This window comes from Margalitia sp. FSL K6-0131 (assembly GCF_038008735.1).
Lineage (GTDB): Bacteria > Bacillota > Bacilli > Bacillales > Bacillaceae_C > Margalitia > Margalitia shackletonii.
Window position 1 is genome coordinate 232098 of sequence record NZ_JBBOZS010000001.1, and the last position, 15227, is coordinate 247324.

Sequence of the window (15227 nt, forward strand, 5' to 3'; positions counted from 1 at the left end):
CCTAACATCCTTTCCTATCGAATCGAAACATATTCTGCTATCGGTCCCAATGCTAAAACAGGAAGAAAAGTAAGAGCCCCGACAATGAGGACAATTCCTAGTAAAATGCCGATAAACAGTCCATTATCTGTCCGAAATGTACCTGTCGTTTCAGGGACAAATTGTTTTTTGGCAAGGGAGCCTGCCACTCCTAATAAAGCAATAATAGATATATAGCGTCCAAGGAACATAACAATTCCAGTAGAAATATTCCAAAATGGAGTGTTATCTCCCAGCCCCTCAAAACCAGATCCGTTATTGGCTGCTGAAGAGGTAAATTCATATATTACTTGTGAAATGCCATGGAAGCTCGGATTGCTTATGGCTCCTTTTCCTAAATCTGTTATAAATGCGAGAGCGGATGGGAATAGAATAATAAGCGGATGAGCCAATAGAGCAATCGTAATAAGCTTCATTTCCTTTGGTTCAATCTTTCTGCCTAAGAATTCCGGTGTTCTTCCCACTAACAATCCGCATAGAAAGACTGCCAAGATGGCATACATAAGCATGTTCACTAATCCTACTCCGTCACCGCCAAAGACGACATTTAACATCATCAAGGAAAGTGGTACTAAACCTCCTAGAGGTGTTAATGTATCGTGCATATTATCAACGCTTCCTGTAGTAGCAGAAGTCGTAACCGTTGTGAAAAGGGAAGACTGTGCAATTCCAAATCGAACTTCTTTTCCCTCCATGCTTCCTTCTTCATGGTTTAATCCCAGAGCATTTAATGTTGGATTCCCCATGCTCTCTGAAAAGTAAACAAGGGAGAGAAAACTAAGAAATATAAGTAGCATCGTGCTGAAAATTACCCAACCCTGTTTTTGATTGCGTGCAAATTTACCGAATGTATACGTTAAGGATGCTGGTATACACCACATCATTAGAATTTCTAATACATTTGTCAGCGGACTAGGATTTTCAAATGGATGCGCCGAATTTGCTCCTGTATGCCCCCCGCCGTTTGTCCCAATGTGCTTGATCGATTCTAAGGAGGCAATTGGTCCAATCGCGATATTTTGTACTTTTCCTTCTACCGTCGTGGCATGGATCGTTGGCTGCAATGTTTGTGGTACTTTCAGCCCAACCAGGATAATTGCCATAACCAAAGCGAGAGGAAGTAACAATCGCGTAATCGATTTAGTGAAATCCTCAAAGAAATTTCCAAGCGTTTCTCCCTTTGAGGTAATTCCTCGAATAAAGGCTATTGCCACACATATACCTGTTGCTGCGGATGTGAACATCATCATAATAATGACGGCCATTTGTGAAAAATAGGATAAACCTGTTTCACCGCTATAATGCTGCAGGTTGGTATTCGTCATAAAGCTGATAATCGTGTTAAATGCAAGAGTAGGTTCCATCCCTTTAATCTTGCTTGAATTAAGGGGTAAATACCCTTGAAGGAGCAATATCAAAAATCCAATGGCCACAAAGCCTGCATTTAACAATACTAACGATAGTGCATAGCGTTTCCAGGACATCGACGGTCTAGTTTTTAACCCTGAAAAGGTATAAATAATCCTTTCTAACCAGTTAAACCATTTATCTGTACGGTTTTGTTTATTTGAGAACACGTGGTAAATATAGGTTCCTAACGGTTTAACCAGTAATACTAGGATAAGAATAACAACCAGCATTTGTACTATATCCATCATCAAATACTCCTTTTTTAAAATTTCTCAGGATGAACAAGGGCGTAGACTAAATAGATGAACACAAATAGTGTAAATATTGAAACGATGATCATGGTCAAGCTCCACCTTTTTCCTCAAGTATTCGTTCACACCAATTGATAAAAAAATGCAAACAAGTAAAACTCCCGCATAGGAGCAGAATCATAATAAATGTAATCACTCATATCACCTTTTTTTCTTATTTGCGAACAGTATTAATATGGAAAATCCTAAAAAGGGAACGATAAACCCTATATAAGCTAAAAATGTACCATGCATGATGCCCTCCTTATTTTTTACATTCCTTGGAGAGCCTTATCAGTAGTCTTTTTTATTCAAAGAATCGAGAATAAAAAAGACTACTGCATACTCTCCCCGCAAATTCAGAACATGAAGGAAAGATCATCCCTGACTTGGAATGATAATTACTAAATTCATGTTCCTCTAACATTTGGGAGAAAAAGTACACAGTAGTCTACCTAATGCCCAGCTGGCTATTGCCCTCTTTGCATTCTGTCTTCTCTGACACTTTTCCTAAAAATAGGCATACAAAAAAGACCTACTTATTTTCAAGCTGCATCCTTTACTGCATCATTAAGATGCAATAAAAAAAGCCTCTTGTTAAAAGGCGGTCTTAAGACCTCCCTCGCTTTAGCCGACGAAGTTAGCTGACGGGTAGGATGGCGAAAGAGAAAATCTCATCCCTTCTACAATCTGTAGAATTAACCCCAATAAAAGGTGGTTCCTCCGCTCTCATTTCTGAGATTAGGCCGATCATATTCATTTCAAAACTATATGTGGCATATTCTACGCAGATATGATTTGTTTGTAAAATTCGGTATTTTGCCTTTTACGTCTGATATTCGGCAATTTAGGAAGGAAATCAAATGAAAACTATCGATATCTAATTAATTTATTCATTTTCTACCGATTTCAAATTTTATAAAAATATGGTTGACAATTGAAATCTCCTCTGCGTAATATATTTTTCATGAATGATTAGGGGGATTGGAAAAATGACCAAATCAAAGAAAAAACTTGAATCAGAATTAAACGAGGCTTTTATTAAACTCCATCGAGATTTAATTGGACGCGGTCCTCAGGAGATTAAGACGTATATCGTCCAGGATATGATTATTGCTCGGTTTAAAGGAGTTTTAACCATTGAAGAGAAACATTTGGTCAACCACCAATACGGAAAGAAGCTTGTTAAACAGATGAGACAAGTGCTTCGCGAAATGTACAGTCAAGACTTTGAAAAAATTGTGGAACAATACACAGATTGCACAGTTCTTTCCAGTCATAGTGATATAAGTACTAGAATGGGTGAGCGAATTGAGGTATTTATTTTAGATAAAAATTTAGAGAAATTACTTGATCAGTAAAAGTTCGGTAGGTTTCTCTTAAAAATCTATAAAAGAATAGGGTTAATTCTATTAATAAATGATATATGAATATAATTTCAAATAGAAATAAATGCGAACAGAATATTGTGAGGTTATTCTTTTCTTCTTATATTTAGTAATATGGATAAACCCCTCGTAGTTTCCTCCCCTACCTCTGTTTAGAAAAGCTGTATATTTTTTAAAAATATCCTAATAGAATAAAAAACAGCGTGAATTTATTCATGGTTTCTATAAAGCAATAATTGTAGTAATGTGTCGACCGCCAACGGTTGACGAATTGTTTGAAAACATTTATTATTTAAACATTAATGAAAGCGTTTTAAAAATGTGTTATTTGAATTAAGGGGATGTTTGACTTGGGGAAAAAAGCGTTGGAAGGTCTACGTGTGCTAGAGATGGGGCAATTGATTGCTGGACCATTTGCCGCCCGCTTACTAGCTGAGTTTGGTGCTGAAGTAATAAAAATCGAAGCGCCAAAAAAAGGCGATCCGATTCGGACCTGGAGAACGGTTGAAAATGGCACTAGTCTTTGGTGGTATTTGCAGTCCAGGAATAAAAAGTCGATCACCATCGATTTAAGGAAATCGGAAGGGCAGCAGCTAGTTCGCAAACTAATTGAAGACATAGATGTTGTTATTGAAAATTTTCGTCCGGGTACATTGGAAAAATGGGGGCTGGGGTATGATGTACTTAAATCTATTAATCCATCCCTAATTATGGTCCGTGTATCCGGATATGGTCAAGATGGACCTTACCGAGAGAAACCTGGGTTCGGTTCCATAGGTGAAGCGATGGGAGGAATGCGGTACATAACCGGTTATCCAGATCGTCCTCCTACACGTGTGGGTATCAGTATTGGGGATACCGTATCAGCACTTTATGCAGTCATTGGAGCATTGATGGCGGTTTATCATAGGGATGTTAAAGGAACCCATGAGGGACAAATTATTGATGTGGCCCTTTATGAATCTGTTTTCAGCTTAATGGAGAGCACTTTACCAGAATACGGAAGAACGGGTTTGATTAGGGAACGGACTGGGAGTTCTTTGCCTGGTGTGACACCATCTAATACTTATCCTTGTAAGGATGGGAAATATATCGTTATTGGCGCAAACGGTGATACCATTTTTAAACGCCTAATGAATGTGATGGGGCGCCCCGATATTGCGGAAGACCCGCGCTTTGCAAATAATGCAAAACGATCAGAGCATGCTGATTACTTGGATCGATTAATAGAAGAATGGACGCTGAGCCATCCTTTTATGGAGATAATGAAGTTTCTAGATGAAGCCCAGGTTCCTGCAGGATCGATTTACTCCATTGAAGATATAGTAAACGATCCGCATTATCAAGCAAGGGACATGATACGTGATGTAGAAGTGGAGGACATAGGAATATTAAAAATGCCTGGAATCGTGCCAAAGATGAGTGAAACGCCGGGTGATATTGAGTGGGCAGGTCCTAGATTAGGCCAACATACGAAGGAAATTTTATCCGATAAGGTACATTTATCAGAGGAAGAAATTAAAGAATTGCAAGAAAAGGGTATAGTTTAAAAAAACCTATAAAACTAGTGATATGTAGAGTAAAGGTGGCTATCATATGAGTTTACCAAAAAAAGTCGAAATTGTTGAAGTGGGTCCAAGAGATGGGCTGCAAAATGAAGCGAATTTTATTCCCACAGATGAAAAAATAGCCTTTATTAATGCTATAAGCAAAACAGGCATTAAAAGAGTAGAAACGACTTCATTTGTTCATCCGGAATTCGTGCCGCAAATGAGGGACGCTCAAGAAGTGTTTGCTGGAATACACCAGGACCCGAGCATTCAATATATTGCTTTAATTCCAAACGAAAAAGGATATGAGCGTGCATTAGCGAGTAATGTTCAAGCCTTTTCCTTGGTAGTAGGAGCAAGTGAAACTTTTAATCTTCATAATGTAAGAATGGGCAGAGAAGAATCCATCCGAGTGTTAGATAGAATCATTGCAAAAGCAAAGGGAAACGATTCCTTTATTCGATATTGCATTGCAACGTCATTTTGGTGTCCATTTGAAGGAAAGGTAGATCCAGCAATCGTGTTAGAAATGGTCAAAAGAGCAGAGGCATTGGGGGTCGATGAAATTGCCATTTGTGATACGATCGGTCGTGCAAATCCAAAACAAGTATTTGATATATTTGAAAAAGTCATGGCTCTCAACACACAGGCAGTTATCTCCGCTCATTTTCATGATACTTATGGGCTTGCTTTAGCGAATGTTATGGCTGCCCTTCAGGCGGGAGTTACCCGTTTTGATGCTTCCGTTGGAGGATTAGGGGGTTGTCCATTTGCTCCAGGTGCAGCTGGAAATGTTGCAACAGAGGATGTTGTTTTTATGCTCCATGAAATGGGGATTGAAACTGGTATTGATGTATCCGCGCTTCTTTCCTGTGTAAAGCAGATTCAAGCCTTTACCAAGCGTGAATTTACAGGGCATATTCATAAAGTAAAGGCGCTTCAAACAACATAACGATCAAAAAATAATGAGGGGTTGAGAAAAATAGAAATTGTTCGATCTACACCATTACATGAACAAATTTACGATATTTTACTGAAACAAATTATACAAATGGATTTGCAGCCAGGTGAATTAGTGGTGGAAACTAATTTGGCTAAAAAGTTGGGGGTAGGAAGAGGAACACTACGGGAAGCGGTGCGAATGCTATTAAAAGACGGTTTACTTGTACAACGATCCGGAGCTATTCATATTTATAAGCCGAGTGTTCAGGATGTTATTGAAATTTACCAGTGCCGTGAAAGATTGGAGTCTCTTGCTGCACAATTAGCCGCAGGTCATATGACGGAAGAAATTGAGCATGAATTATGGCGATTAATCGTAGAATCCAAAAATGCATTTTTGGACGGAAGAATATCAGAATCCGTAGAATTAAACACAAAATTTCATGAAACCATTATCAAAGCTTCGCATAATCACCAGCTCATTGCTCTGCTTGAAACCATTCGAACGAAAACGTTATTTATGCGATCCAATATCACCAGGGACTATTACTATTCATCTAGAGATACAAGCTATATTGAAGACCATGAACTTATATTTTTGGCTTTGAAAGAAAAAGATCCATTTAAGGCGCAGCAGCGGATGAGTGAACATATTCTTCATGATTTGCAAACATTTCGTCACTTCTTAAAGAAAGAATAAAACGGTGAAACCAATTAACCAATCAGTAGGGGGTGGTGGCAGAAGCAATGATGGGGAGTATTAGGTGTTGGTGAAGGCATTCTGTATTTCGGATATGAAAATGAGGGGGTTATGGAATGGAAGGAACGATCGGAAAGCGATTGGATTTGCTCTCTATTGGGAAAGGGCATAAAAAGGCTGTTGTGTTAATAAGTATTGGGTTATTCTTTGAATTCTTTGAGCTGTTTTTGGCAAGTGTGTTGTCGAGTGTTTTAGGAGAAAAGTTCCATGTTAGCTCTTCGCTTATGCCTTTGTTACTTGGATCAAGTTTTTTAGGAATGTTTGTGGGAGCAATTCTATTAAGCGGTATTGCCGATCGATACGGGAGGAAAAATGCGTTCTTACTTAATCTCGGGATTTACAGTGTGTTTACGTTTTTAATCGTATTAAGTCCTAATGTTGGTCTTATCATTCTATTTCGCTTTTTAGCAGGGATGGGTTTAGGAGCGCAGCCAGCACTTTGTGATACGTATTTAAGTGAAATTATTCCATCTGCAAAACGTGGGAAATACATTGCATGGGCATACACCCTTGCTTTCCTCGCTGTTCCGATTGAGGGGTTTTTAGCCAGGGGATTGGTGCCTTTAACTCCTCTTGGTCTTGAAGGATGGAGATGGATGTTCTTAATCGGGTCGATTGGAGCGGTAATTGTATTTATGCAATTACGCCATTTACCGGAATCACCTAGATGGCTAGAATCTGTTGGAAGAACGAAAGAAGCGGAAGAAATTGTGAAAAGTTTATCAGGAAACAGCCAGGTTCCTAATGTAAAGCATGTTCAGAAGGCAAACAAGAGTACACAAGTTTCTAATTCAAAATTATATGCGGATGTTTTTCAAAAACGATATAGGAAACGGACCATTATGCTTTATATTTTCCAAATATTCCAAACACTCGGATACTATGGATTTGGTACCCTTGCCCCTCTTGTTTTAGCAGCAAAAGGATATACCATTACTCATTCTCTTGAGTTTGTTGCCTTATCCTTTATTGGATATCCTCTAGGTTCATTGCTTTCTGTGCCGTTAATTGAACGCATCGACCGTAAATGGCTGGTATGTTTATCGGCATTTTGCATGGGCGTATTCGGAATCTTATTTGGGATGGGAAATTCAGCAGCGATGATTGTTCTATTTGGATTTATTTACACCCTCTGCAGCAATGTCTTTTCCAATGCTTATCATATTTTACAAGCAGAAATATTCCCGACAGATATTCGAGCAACTGCTACAGGGGTGGCGTATAGTATTAGCCGTATCATGAGCGGACTAATGCCTTTTATCTTGCTTCCTGTGTTAAATAAAAGCGGTGCTACTGCAATGTATTCGATTGTTGCAGCAGCAATGATTATCGTTATCCTTGATATAGCATTACTTGCACCGCCAACAAGGGGAAGATCCCTCGAGACTATTGACGGAACGAATGAGCAAACCATTGTCGATCCAACTCAAGTAACATCATAGAATTGTTTTGATCTCATGCTTGGACAGTGTTTGCTAACTTAATACTTATATAAAAGGAAACACCCTATTTTGATAGGGTGCTTCTTTATTTTTGGACAAAAGATTAACTTCCTTGAAAATTTGCCAGTTTCATATATATATTATTGTTTACAACACCCATAGATTGAATATTATTTTGGATATTAGAGAGCAAAACTACATAAATATTTCCGCTCTTTGAATAACTATTTAGTGTATTCCAACCAGGCATAACTCCATGGGATGAGTAGCTTCCTGGATCTACATACCAGCCAAAGCCGTAATTCGATTTGTTGGGAGTATAGATTTGGTTGAAGCTATCCTTTGAGAACAGCTTTCCAGATTCTATTGCTAAATCGAACTTATATAAATCGGAAGCAGTTGTATAGATATCCCCACATCCAAATAACTGGGAAAAATCAGGCATACCAGGTGTGTAGATAGAGTTATCTTTTAGCTTGTAGCCAATGGATTGATTAGGCGAATGGTATAAGGCCTCTCCAAAACCGGAATCTTTCATTTGTGCTGGCTTGAATATGTGTCCACGAATATAGTCATGTAGGGATTCTCCTGTAACCTTTTCAATGATGTAGCCTAATATCGCATAATTGGAATCAGAATAGTTCCATTGAGTTCCGGGCTTAAATAGCAAGGTTTGTGCGCCTTTACCGATTTTTTTCATCAATTGTTCTCTCGAAAGTTTTTCACTCGTTTCCATATGCTCCCGAATTCCCGAAGTATGTGTCAACAAGTTATAGATTTTTATTTCGTTAGCATGTGGAAATGATGGCAGGTATTTTGACAATAAATCATTCGTATTTACCAAACCTTTTTCCTGTAACTGCATGAATGATGCAGATACAAAGGATTTCGTAATGGAGCCAATATAATAAATGGTATTGGGATTGTCTGGCGCTTGTTTTTCCCTATTTGCAAAACCGTATCCTTTATTTATAACGAACTGGCCATTTTTTACAACGACTGCCGTTCCGTTAAAATGAATGCTTTTTAAATAATCATCAATTTCTTTGCTCTTCACGATATTTTTTGGAGAGTGATTTGTTTTTGCATTTTTCTTTGCTGTTATATTTGGTTTATCATCACGAATTAAACTTTCCGTTTGATGCTTTTGTTCTGTTGCTTTCGTTATTCCTTTTTTGTGAAATAAACTGTAGATGGCGCCAAATAGAAGTAAAATGAGAAGACAAAAAACCATTAGGGTTCCGATAATTCTCCTCTTTCTTATGGCCCTTCTACGTTTTAATGTGGATGCCCTAGTCAGCGTAACCAATCCTCTTTTTTAAAATCATTCTGTAACAGTCCTATATTAATGAAATAGAAATGAATAATCAATAAGAAAATGAAGGTTCGAACCACATATTTTTGACTTTATTTGTATCACAATGAAAGGAGTTCGATTCCATCCAAGAATAATCTAATTAACGAATCCTTTTATTAATCCGCTTTTTTTCGCATGATGAGAATGATTAGCAGGATAACGGTGCTGATAAGAAAAATTCCTGTGCCTAAATTGCTCCATGTTTTTAGATGATCATGGGATGTCGGGGAAGCCATTTTGTCCATATACACCGGAGAAAGATGTGCATAAAGCCAGAAGACAAATGACAGGAAGAGTAAAATAAATGAACAGATAAATAATTTTAGCATCATAAATTGACACCTGCTTCCTATAGGCTATTAAGTTTGTTATATTCACCTAAAGGCTAAAATATCCTTCCTTTCCCCGTTTTGTTTTTAACTTACTCCATTAACCCACAAAAAAACGAGATCCCTTTTCCTAAGATCTCGTGTACTAAGACGAAGCGGAACTCTTCTTTTGCTTTTTCATCATCTTCTTCACTTTATTTACAATTATCAGTAAAACAAACAATAAAGGGATATAAACGTAGTTAATGAAAAATCCAATATCGGAGATGATAGCATTGATCAAGTCAATATGTAACCTTGTTTCTAATTGCAGGCATACTAAAAATACAAAAAAGCTTATTAGGACAACCCCATATTTTTGTTTGACTTTCACGGTTCTTTTTAAAATTCTACTTGCACTCCATAAGGAAAGACAAACAATTGGGAGAATCACTAAACACCAGTTAGCTATCCCGATAAATTCAAAGCGTTCTACAACTGGAAAATGAATAATTTTAAAAGTAGTCAAAGTTGCCCATATATTTTTTTGTAATTGAGGCTGGGAATAAAATGCAAAGGTTATTAAAGTGACAAATAAATTCACAATAGTTGTAAAAACCAATGCAAGATGAGCCCATTTTTTTGATTTAGTTGGCTCCTTTATAAAAGGGTAGTAAACCCAAATAAGTTCATAGCCAAGATTGGTTAAGGACATGCCTTGAGCTGCCTGTAAAAAATCATTAAAAGAATGATTAAAGATAGGCAGAAAGTGCCGGAAATCGGCATACTGCATCGCAAATCCGTAGAAGAAAATAATATAATAAGGAAGGGCTGACCCAAAAAAGAAAAGACCGACTACTGTTCGAATTCCTCCATTAATACTATAAATACATAGAACTAAATATATTAAGGCAAACCAAGCAGTACTCATATCAGGGAACATCCACACTTGAATAACCTCAATGTACGTGCGAAGAGCTGTTACTACAAACAAAGAAAAATATAACACAAAAAAGATATTAAATAAGGCTCCGATCCATTTTCCGAAAACAGCCGTGTGAATGTCGGAAAGATCACCTTTCACTGTCTCCAATTGTTTGTATAAAAACCAAATAATAACATGCGTACTTAACCCTGCCAAAATAACAGATACCCATGCATCATATCCCGCTAGTTTGGCGATTATTCGTTGAAACCCTAATATCCCTATCCCGATTTGCATACCAGCAACAGTAAAAAAAACTAGATAAGGGGAGAATTTTTTGCTTTCTGGAATTATTGGCGGCTGCATCATTAACCCCCAGGTTGTAGGCACTTATTAATGCCAATGGATTATGAAAAAAATATAATTCGAATAAACGGAGTTTCATTATTCTAATATTATTGTCTCCAAAAAAAGGTTTGTTATGTAGGAATTACAAATGAAAAGGAATCACTCTCTCATTTGTAATTTGTATAATCTTATCCATACTTCAAAAAATAGAACAGTACTACTTATAAGGAGGAGAAAAGATGGATTTAACTCCGTATGATCCGTTTAGACATTTATCTAACATGAGAAAGGATTTTGATCGGTTGTTTTCAGATTTTCCAATGAACTTTGATAGAGAGCCTAATCTGGGAAGGATACGAGTAGACGTACATGAAACGGATAGTGAAGTGGTTGCCACTTGTGATATTCCGGGATTGGTGAAGAAGGAAGATGTAAACATCGAGATAGAAAACAATATTTTGATGATTAGTGGATCGATTAATCGAACAAATGAAGTAAAAGAGGAAAATATGCACAGGAAAGAAAGGTATGTTGGGCGTTTCCATCGTTCCGTTTCATTGCCAAGCCCTGTTTCGACAGAAGGTGTAAAAGCTTCTTATAAAAGTGGAGTGCTGGAAGTCCGAATGCCAAAATTAATGAAGGAAAACAACCGAAAAATTGATGTGGAATTTCATTAAGAAGAAAAGGCGCTATAGCTAGATAAGGACTAAGGTTACGATACTATCAAATTTTTATTGCAGAAGAAAAAGGCCAAAACTGGCCTTTTTTTGTCTCCTTTTATTCGCTCTCCTCAACCGGCATATTTTCAGCCGTTGTTGGTGCCATGTTCTCCTGAGTTCTTGGCTGCCCTCTCCAGAAGAAATCCCATGGGTTTCTTCTTTCTGGTTCAGTGTGGGCCGGCCTTTCTTGAATAATTTCAACTTCCTTTGCATGTATGACAAGCTTATCGACATGAATGACTTTTTCGTGTTTTTGCTTAGACATATTTCCCCTCCTTTACATCCCATTAATCTATTGGTATTCAATAAAAAATAATTGGTATGGGCAGAAATCCAGGGGGTTACCTAGAAAATGTTCAGGAAGTGGGTTCATGGAATAATGGAAAGTTAAGGGTAGACGGAAAATCAAAGTGATACACGCATGAAATTAATATCCACTGAATAATGTATCTAACCTATGCATAGGATTAAATAATTCTTAGATTTTGAGAAAGGGAAATGAAATATGAAGTTTGACTCTACACGAATCAATCTTAGTGATCTCATTATTGTTAACGCGGATCATTCCAGTACTATTTCTTTAGGGTCAACAGTCCAGGTAAATAAGGCTGCAAGTGCTAAAAAAAATCAGGCGATTGGACAGTTTTTATCAGATGGAAGTCCCCGGTTTTTTACCGTTAGTGAACTTATTGATGATGATATGACTGATTTTTCCAGTGAAAAGCAAACGGATATGGAGTAAAGGAATTTGTATCTGGGGATATTGACTAAGATTCGTTCATCAGGTACTTAACAAAAAAATTTAGTATTATAGCTAAGGAAAAAACGGCTCCGTTTTGAAAATAGGAGGTATAACATGAATTTTGCTCCAGTGGAGATAAACCTTCAAGTTTTTAAATTAAATGCAGTTGACCATGCCGCTACTGTGAATATGGGTTCTAGTCAACACATTGATTTATTCGTTTCTTATAAGAGAAATCAAGGAACCGGAGAACTGAATGGTGATTTCTCACCTGTTTTTTTTCCTATTACGACGGCTATTGATTGTGATTTTATCGATACCCCAACGGTAAAAAATAGCATACTATAGCTTATGGTCAAAAGGGAGGTATTTAAATGGTGTTTTTTACCCCTTTCGCACTCAATCTGCTTGCATTTAAAATTAATTCAGTTGATAATAATTCGGTTATTAATGTTGGGCCGGTTCAATTTATTGATCAATTTACTTCCTATAAGCGTAATCAAGGATTTGGAGAACTAAACGGCGATTTGTCGCCGATAAATATACCGATTGATTACCTAGTTGATCCAGATGTAAGCGATAGCCCTTCTGTTAAAAATAGCATTGTATAAACGATATATATTTAGCAGGTGTATTTTTTTACACCTGTTTTTTGTTGTGGTTAGTTATATTGTTTCTTCTGATTGATATTTCTTTAAAGAACACCTGTAAAGCCTTTATTTTTATGTTGTTTAACACTGGAAGGGGAAATCGGGATCTATGCAGAATTTACATAATTGGAACATGTCATCACAAAGCACAAAATGACAGGAAGAAAAAATTTTCGGCCGTTAAGATAAATGTAAGGAGTGAGCAATATGACTTGGGTTGAATCATTGCAGAAGGCGATCGATTATATGGAAGAACATTTACTTGATTCCCTATCTATCGATAATATTGCCAAACAAGCAAATGTATCCGTGTTTCATTTTCAACGAACATTTGCTATCTTGACGGATACAACGGTAGGAGAGTATATACGGCGACGTCGTCTGACCCTTGCAGCTGAAGAATTGTCCAGAACAGATGAGAAAGTAATTGATTTAGCCTATAAATATGGCTACGACACTCCCGAGGCTTTCACGAAAGCTTTCCGTAGACAGCATGGTATCTCGCCAAGCGAAGTGCGAAAGGGGAAGGGGAAGCTGCAATCTTATAACCGCCTGACTATTCAGGTGAGTCTGAAAGGGGTAGAACCAGTGAAGTACAGTATTGTAGAAAAAGAAGCGTTTCAAGTAGTCGGAATCAAACGTGAGTATTCGGTGATGAACAATGAAAATCTTATTGAAATTCCTAAGTTATGGGAAGAAGTAAATTCAAATGGAACAGCGCGGTTATTGAACCAATTGAATAATGGTCCAGTTAAAGGTGTGCTTGGTGTTTGTGTAGATAAGAGTGATACAGATTCACGTAAGATTGATTACTGGATTGCTGCAGCACATGAAGGCGAGCAACCGGAGAAATTACTTCATCTCGAGATCCCTGCCTCTAAATGGGCTGTTTTTGAAGTAAACGGTCCAATGCCTGAAGCAATGCAAAAAACATGGGAGCGAATTTTTTCCGAATGGTTCCCTTCAAGCGGATACCGCCATGCGGGAACACCAGAATTAGAAGTGTATCCGGATGATGATGCATATCAGGATGATTATTATTCTGAAATTTGGATTCCGGTAAAATAGGGATACGAGCAGCAAATACTCTTTGTATAAACAAAGGGTATTTGCTTTTTTTTGATCTTGAGGCGGACACCAGTTCCGCTATCTGTGACAAAATGGGCTTATTTTCGATGTTAGAGGACACAAAATCCGTTATTCGGTATAAATGCAGTGATTTTCATGCGTTTTTCCGTGAATAGCGGAACGTCTGTCCTGTAAACTCTTATAAATACCACTTTTGTCACAGATAAGGGAACCTCTGTCCGCTTAGCCCTGGGCTTTCCTCTTTTGTTTTCGTCTACAATCTCCGAAGCTCATTGTCCCAGCGTTTTTTCACTGTATTTTCAGAACCAGTTTGTTTTTGTATGAGGCTTCTGATGTTTGTCTTTTCCATTATTGTGATAGAATAATGAAATAGACATTATGTGAATCGAGGTCCTATTAAAATGCAAGTTAAAATAAACCGAAATGCCGCAAAAATCATGAATAAAATGTTAAATGACGAAGAATCAGAAGGCAAAATGCTCCGTGTTATCATTACCGAGGTTCACGGAGATCATGCACACTACGCTTTACAATTTGATCACCCAACGGAGCATGATGAAATTGTCAAAACGGATAAAGGCATCGATATCCTGTTGGACAAACGTGACGAAGAATACCTTGATGGTGTTTGGATCCAATTCTTCTTCGTTCCTCAAGAAGAATTCGTCATCACCAATCCCAAAAAAGGTCATGCTGGACACCATCACCACCATTAATGACTCGTATACAAAATGAAAAAGTGTCCGCGTGCAGCGGACACTTTTTCATTATACTTGTGGTGTTGGAGTTGGGTTAGCATATCCTTCCTTATATTTTTGATCAATTTCTTTTCGGATTTCTTTAATGGATTTTCCGTTATGATAATCTGTAATAGATTGTGCCGCGATTTCAAGGCATACATCGCAATTCAACCCATGGGAATCCCAAACTATACCGCCATTTTTCTTATTTTCCCTAACAAAACAATCATAATTATTTTTATGTCCCACACTTTTACCGCATCCGCAGTAACATGGAATCTTTTCAAGCAATTCCTTACTTGCAGCAGAGGCTTTATAAATAGATTTAATAGTATCTGTTTGGCCGTTTAAAAAGGTAGGCAGTTCATTCATGGAAGAGGTTTCCTCCGCCAAATCTCCCGTTGATGCCTTATGGTCATCACTTACCGCACTTTTTTTATGATTCGAATTCGAGCAGCCCGCTGCGAAAATGAATAAAAGTAAAACTAGAATACTCACAAAATATCTTTTAATCATTTCATCACCTTC

At 37.6% G+C, this 15227-nt stretch carries 18 protein-coding genes and 1 riboswitch; of the genes, 11 read left to right on the forward strand and 7 right to left on the reverse strand.

What is annotated here, in order from left to right; translation table 11 throughout:
- Nucleotides 1–14: 14 nt before the first annotated feature.
- Together kdpA and NSQ59_RS27865 are read right to left on the reverse strand one after the other, a co-directional pair.
- Nucleotides 15–1694: a potassium-transporting ATPase subunit KdpA gene (gene kdpA, locus NSQ59_RS01230; protein WP_340828689.1), complete on the reverse strand. Its 1680-nt coding sequence runs from the start codon at nt 1692–1694 to the stop codon at nt 15–17.
- A gap of 17 nt (nt 1695–1711) precedes the next feature.
- Nucleotides 1712–1789, reverse strand: coding sequence for a potassium-transporting ATPase subunit F (locus NSQ59_RS27865; RefSeq protein WP_126648161.1), 78 nt, complete (start codon nt 1787–1789; stop codon nt 1712–1714).
- A 564-nt stretch (nt 1790–2353) separates the two neighbouring features.
- A riboswitch (cyclic di-AMP (ydaO/yuaA leader) is annotated at nt 2354–2497 on the reverse strand.
- Nucleotides 2498–2731: 234 nt separating this feature from the next.
- On the opposite strand from NSQ59_RS27865, the gene NSQ59_RS01235 reads away from it, so the two are divergent.
- The 5 genes from NSQ59_RS01235 to NSQ59_RS01255 all read left to right on the forward strand — a co-directional run bounded on the left by NSQ59_RS01235 (nt 2732) and on the right by NSQ59_RS01255 (nt 7821).
- Nucleotides 2732–3100 carry a DUF2294 domain-containing protein gene (locus NSQ59_RS01235; protein ID WP_340828691.1) on the forward strand — a complete coding sequence of 123 codons (369 nt, stop codon included), beginning with the start codon at nt 2732–2734 and terminating at the stop codon, nt 3098–3100.
- Nucleotides 3101–3477: 377 nt separating this feature from the next.
- Nucleotides 3478–4677, forward strand: coding sequence for a CaiB/BaiF CoA transferase family protein (locus tag NSQ59_RS01240; RefSeq protein WP_445669189.1), 1200 nt, complete (start codon nt 3478–3480; stop codon nt 4675–4677).
- Between the two features lie 46 nt (nt 4678–4723).
- Nucleotides 4724–5629 (forward strand): hydroxymethylglutaryl-CoA lyase, encoded by a 906-nt coding sequence (locus tag NSQ59_RS01245; protein WP_340828695.1) that lies wholly within the window; start codon nt 4724–4726, stop codon nt 5627–5629.
- 21 nt (nt 5630–5650) lie between these two features.
- A complete protein-coding gene (locus NSQ59_RS01250) occupies nt 5651–6319 on the forward strand; it encodes a GntR family transcriptional regulator (RefSeq protein ID WP_340828696.1) in 669 nt (222 codons plus the stop codon).
- A gap of 116 nt (nt 6320–6435) precedes the next feature.
- Complete coding sequence (locus NSQ59_RS01255) at nt 6436–7821, forward strand: MFS transporter (protein WP_340828698.1); 1386 nt, start codon at nt 6436–6438, stop codon at nt 7819–7821.
- A gap of 103 nt (nt 7822–7924) precedes the next feature.
- On the opposite strand, the gene NSQ59_RS01260 is transcribed toward NSQ59_RS01255, so the two are convergent.
- The 3 genes from NSQ59_RS01260 to NSQ59_RS01270 all read right to left on the reverse strand — a co-directional run bounded on the left by NSQ59_RS01260 (nt 7925) and on the right by NSQ59_RS01270 (nt 10777).
- Entirely contained in the window at nt 7925–9055 is a 1131-nt protein-coding gene (locus NSQ59_RS01260; RefSeq protein ID WP_055737898.1) for a serine hydrolase domain-containing protein, read from the reverse strand.
- Nucleotides 9056–9294: 239 nt separating this feature from the next.
- Nucleotides 9295–9510, reverse strand: coding sequence for a hypothetical protein (locus tag NSQ59_RS01265; protein WP_055737899.1), 216 nt, complete (start codon nt 9508–9510; stop codon nt 9295–9297).
- Nucleotides 9511–9652: 142 nt separating this feature from the next.
- Nucleotides 9653–10777, reverse strand: coding sequence for a GerAB/ArcD/ProY family transporter (locus NSQ59_RS01270; RefSeq protein WP_126648147.1), 1125 nt, complete (start codon nt 10775–10777; stop codon nt 9653–9655).
- Nucleotides 10778–10998: 221 nt separating this feature from the next.
- Here NSQ59_RS01270 and NSQ59_RS01275 point away from each other — a divergent pair, with 221 nt between their 5' ends.
- Nucleotides 10999–11436, forward strand: coding sequence for an Hsp20/alpha crystallin family protein (locus NSQ59_RS01275; protein WP_340828703.1), 438 nt, complete (start codon nt 10999–11001; stop codon nt 11434–11436).
- 100 nt (nt 11437–11536) lie between these two features.
- Here the strand turns inward: NSQ59_RS01275 and NSQ59_RS01280 are convergent, their stop codons facing one another.
- The gene (locus tag NSQ59_RS01280; RefSeq protein WP_055737902.1) at nt 11537–11743 is read right to left on the reverse strand and encodes a hypothetical protein; all 207 of its coding nucleotides are present in this window, start codon (nt 11741–11743) and stop codon (nt 11537–11539) included.
- 240 nt (nt 11744–11983) lie between these two features.
- On the opposite strand from NSQ59_RS01280, the gene NSQ59_RS01285 reads away from it, so the two are divergent.
- The 5 genes from NSQ59_RS01285 (at nt 11984) to NSQ59_RS01305 (ending at nt 14675) form a co-directional block, all read left to right on the forward strand.
- Nucleotides 11984–12220 carry a hypothetical protein gene (locus NSQ59_RS01285; RefSeq protein WP_055737903.1) on the forward strand — a complete coding sequence of 79 codons (237 nt, stop codon included), beginning with the start codon at nt 11984–11986 and terminating at the stop codon, nt 12218–12220.
- A gap of 114 nt (nt 12221–12334) precedes the next feature.
- Entirely contained in the window at nt 12335–12568 is a 234-nt protein-coding gene (locus NSQ59_RS01290; RefSeq protein WP_055737904.1) for a hypothetical protein, read from the forward strand.
- Nucleotides 12569–12594: 26 nt separating this feature from the next.
- Nucleotides 12595–12831 (forward strand): spore germination protein, encoded by a 237-nt coding sequence (locus NSQ59_RS01295; protein WP_187356703.1) that lies wholly within the window; start codon nt 12595–12597, stop codon nt 12829–12831.
- Between the two features lie 246 nt (nt 12832–13077).
- A complete protein-coding gene (locus tag NSQ59_RS01300) occupies nt 13078–13938 on the forward strand; it encodes an AraC family transcriptional regulator (RefSeq protein ID WP_055737905.1) in 861 nt (286 codons plus the stop codon).
- A 422-nt stretch (nt 13939–14360) separates the two neighbouring features.
- The gene (locus NSQ59_RS01305) at nt 14361–14675 is read left to right on the forward strand and encodes a hypothetical protein (RefSeq protein ID WP_055737906.1); all 315 of its coding nucleotides are present in this window, start codon (nt 14361–14363) and stop codon (nt 14673–14675) included.
- Nucleotides 14676–14726: 51 nt separating this feature from the next.
- On the opposite strand, the gene NSQ59_RS01310 is transcribed toward NSQ59_RS01305, so the two are convergent.
- Nucleotides 14727–15215, reverse strand: coding sequence for a PCYCGC motif-containing (lipo)protein (locus tag NSQ59_RS01310; protein ID WP_340828708.1), 489 nt, complete (start codon nt 15213–15215; stop codon nt 14727–14729).
- Nucleotides 15216–15227 lie beyond the last annotated feature (12 nt).

Coding starts and splice junctions, on each gene's coding strand:
- NSQ59_RS01255 (WP_340828698.1), top strand. CDS start 6,436: ATGGAAGGAACGATCGGAAAGCGATTGGATTTGCTCTCTATTGGGAAA.
- NSQ59_RS01305 (WP_055737906.1), top strand. CDS start 14,361: ATGCAAGTTAAAATAAACCGAAATGCCGCAAAAATCATGAATAAAATG.
- NSQ59_RS27865 (WP_126648161.1), bottom strand. CDS start 1,789: ATGATCATCGTTTCAATATTTACACTATTTGTGTTCATCTATTTAGTC.
- kdpA (WP_340828689.1), bottom strand. CDS start 1,694: ATGGATATAGTACAAATGCTGGTTGTTATTCTTATCCTAGTATTACTG.
- NSQ59_RS01245 (WP_340828695.1), top strand. CDS start 4,724: ATGAGTTTACCAAAAAAAGTCGAAATTGTTGAAGTGGGTCCAAGAGAT.
- NSQ59_RS01295 (WP_187356703.1), top strand. CDS start 12,595: ATGGTGTTTTTTACCCCTTTCGCACTCAATCTGCTTGCATTTAAAATT.
- NSQ59_RS01310 (WP_340828708.1), bottom strand. CDS start 15,215: ATGATTAAAAGATATTTTGTGAGTATTCTAGTTTTACTTTTATTCATT.
- NSQ59_RS01265 (WP_055737899.1), bottom strand. CDS start 9,510: ATGATGCTAAAATTATTTATCTGTTCATTTATTTTACTCTTCCTGTCA.
- NSQ59_RS01260 (WP_055737898.1), bottom strand. CDS start 9,055: ATGGTTTTTTGTCTTCTCATTTTACTTCTATTTGGCGCCATCTACAGT.
- NSQ59_RS01270 (WP_126648147.1), bottom strand. CDS start 10,777: ATGCAGCCGCCAATAATTCCAGAAAGCAAAAAATTCTCCCCTTATCTA.
- NSQ59_RS01235 (WP_340828691.1), top strand. CDS start 2,732: ATGACCAAATCAAAGAAAAAACTTGAATCAGAATTAAACGAGGCTTTT.
- NSQ59_RS01285 (WP_055737903.1), top strand. CDS start 11,984: ATGAAGTTTGACTCTACACGAATCAATCTTAGTGATCTCATTATTGTT.
- NSQ59_RS01300 (WP_055737905.1), top strand. CDS start 13,078: ATGACTTGGGTTGAATCATTGCAGAAGGCGATCGATTATATGGAAGAA.
- NSQ59_RS01275 (WP_340828703.1), top strand. CDS start 10,999: ATGGATTTAACTCCGTATGATCCGTTTAGACATTTATCTAACATGAGA.
- NSQ59_RS01290 (WP_055737904.1), top strand. CDS start 12,335: ATGAATTTTGCTCCAGTGGAGATAAACCTTCAAGTTTTTAAATTAAAT.
- NSQ59_RS01280 (WP_055737902.1), bottom strand. CDS start 11,743: ATGTCTAAGCAAAAACACGAAAAAGTCATTCATGTCGATAAGCTTGTC.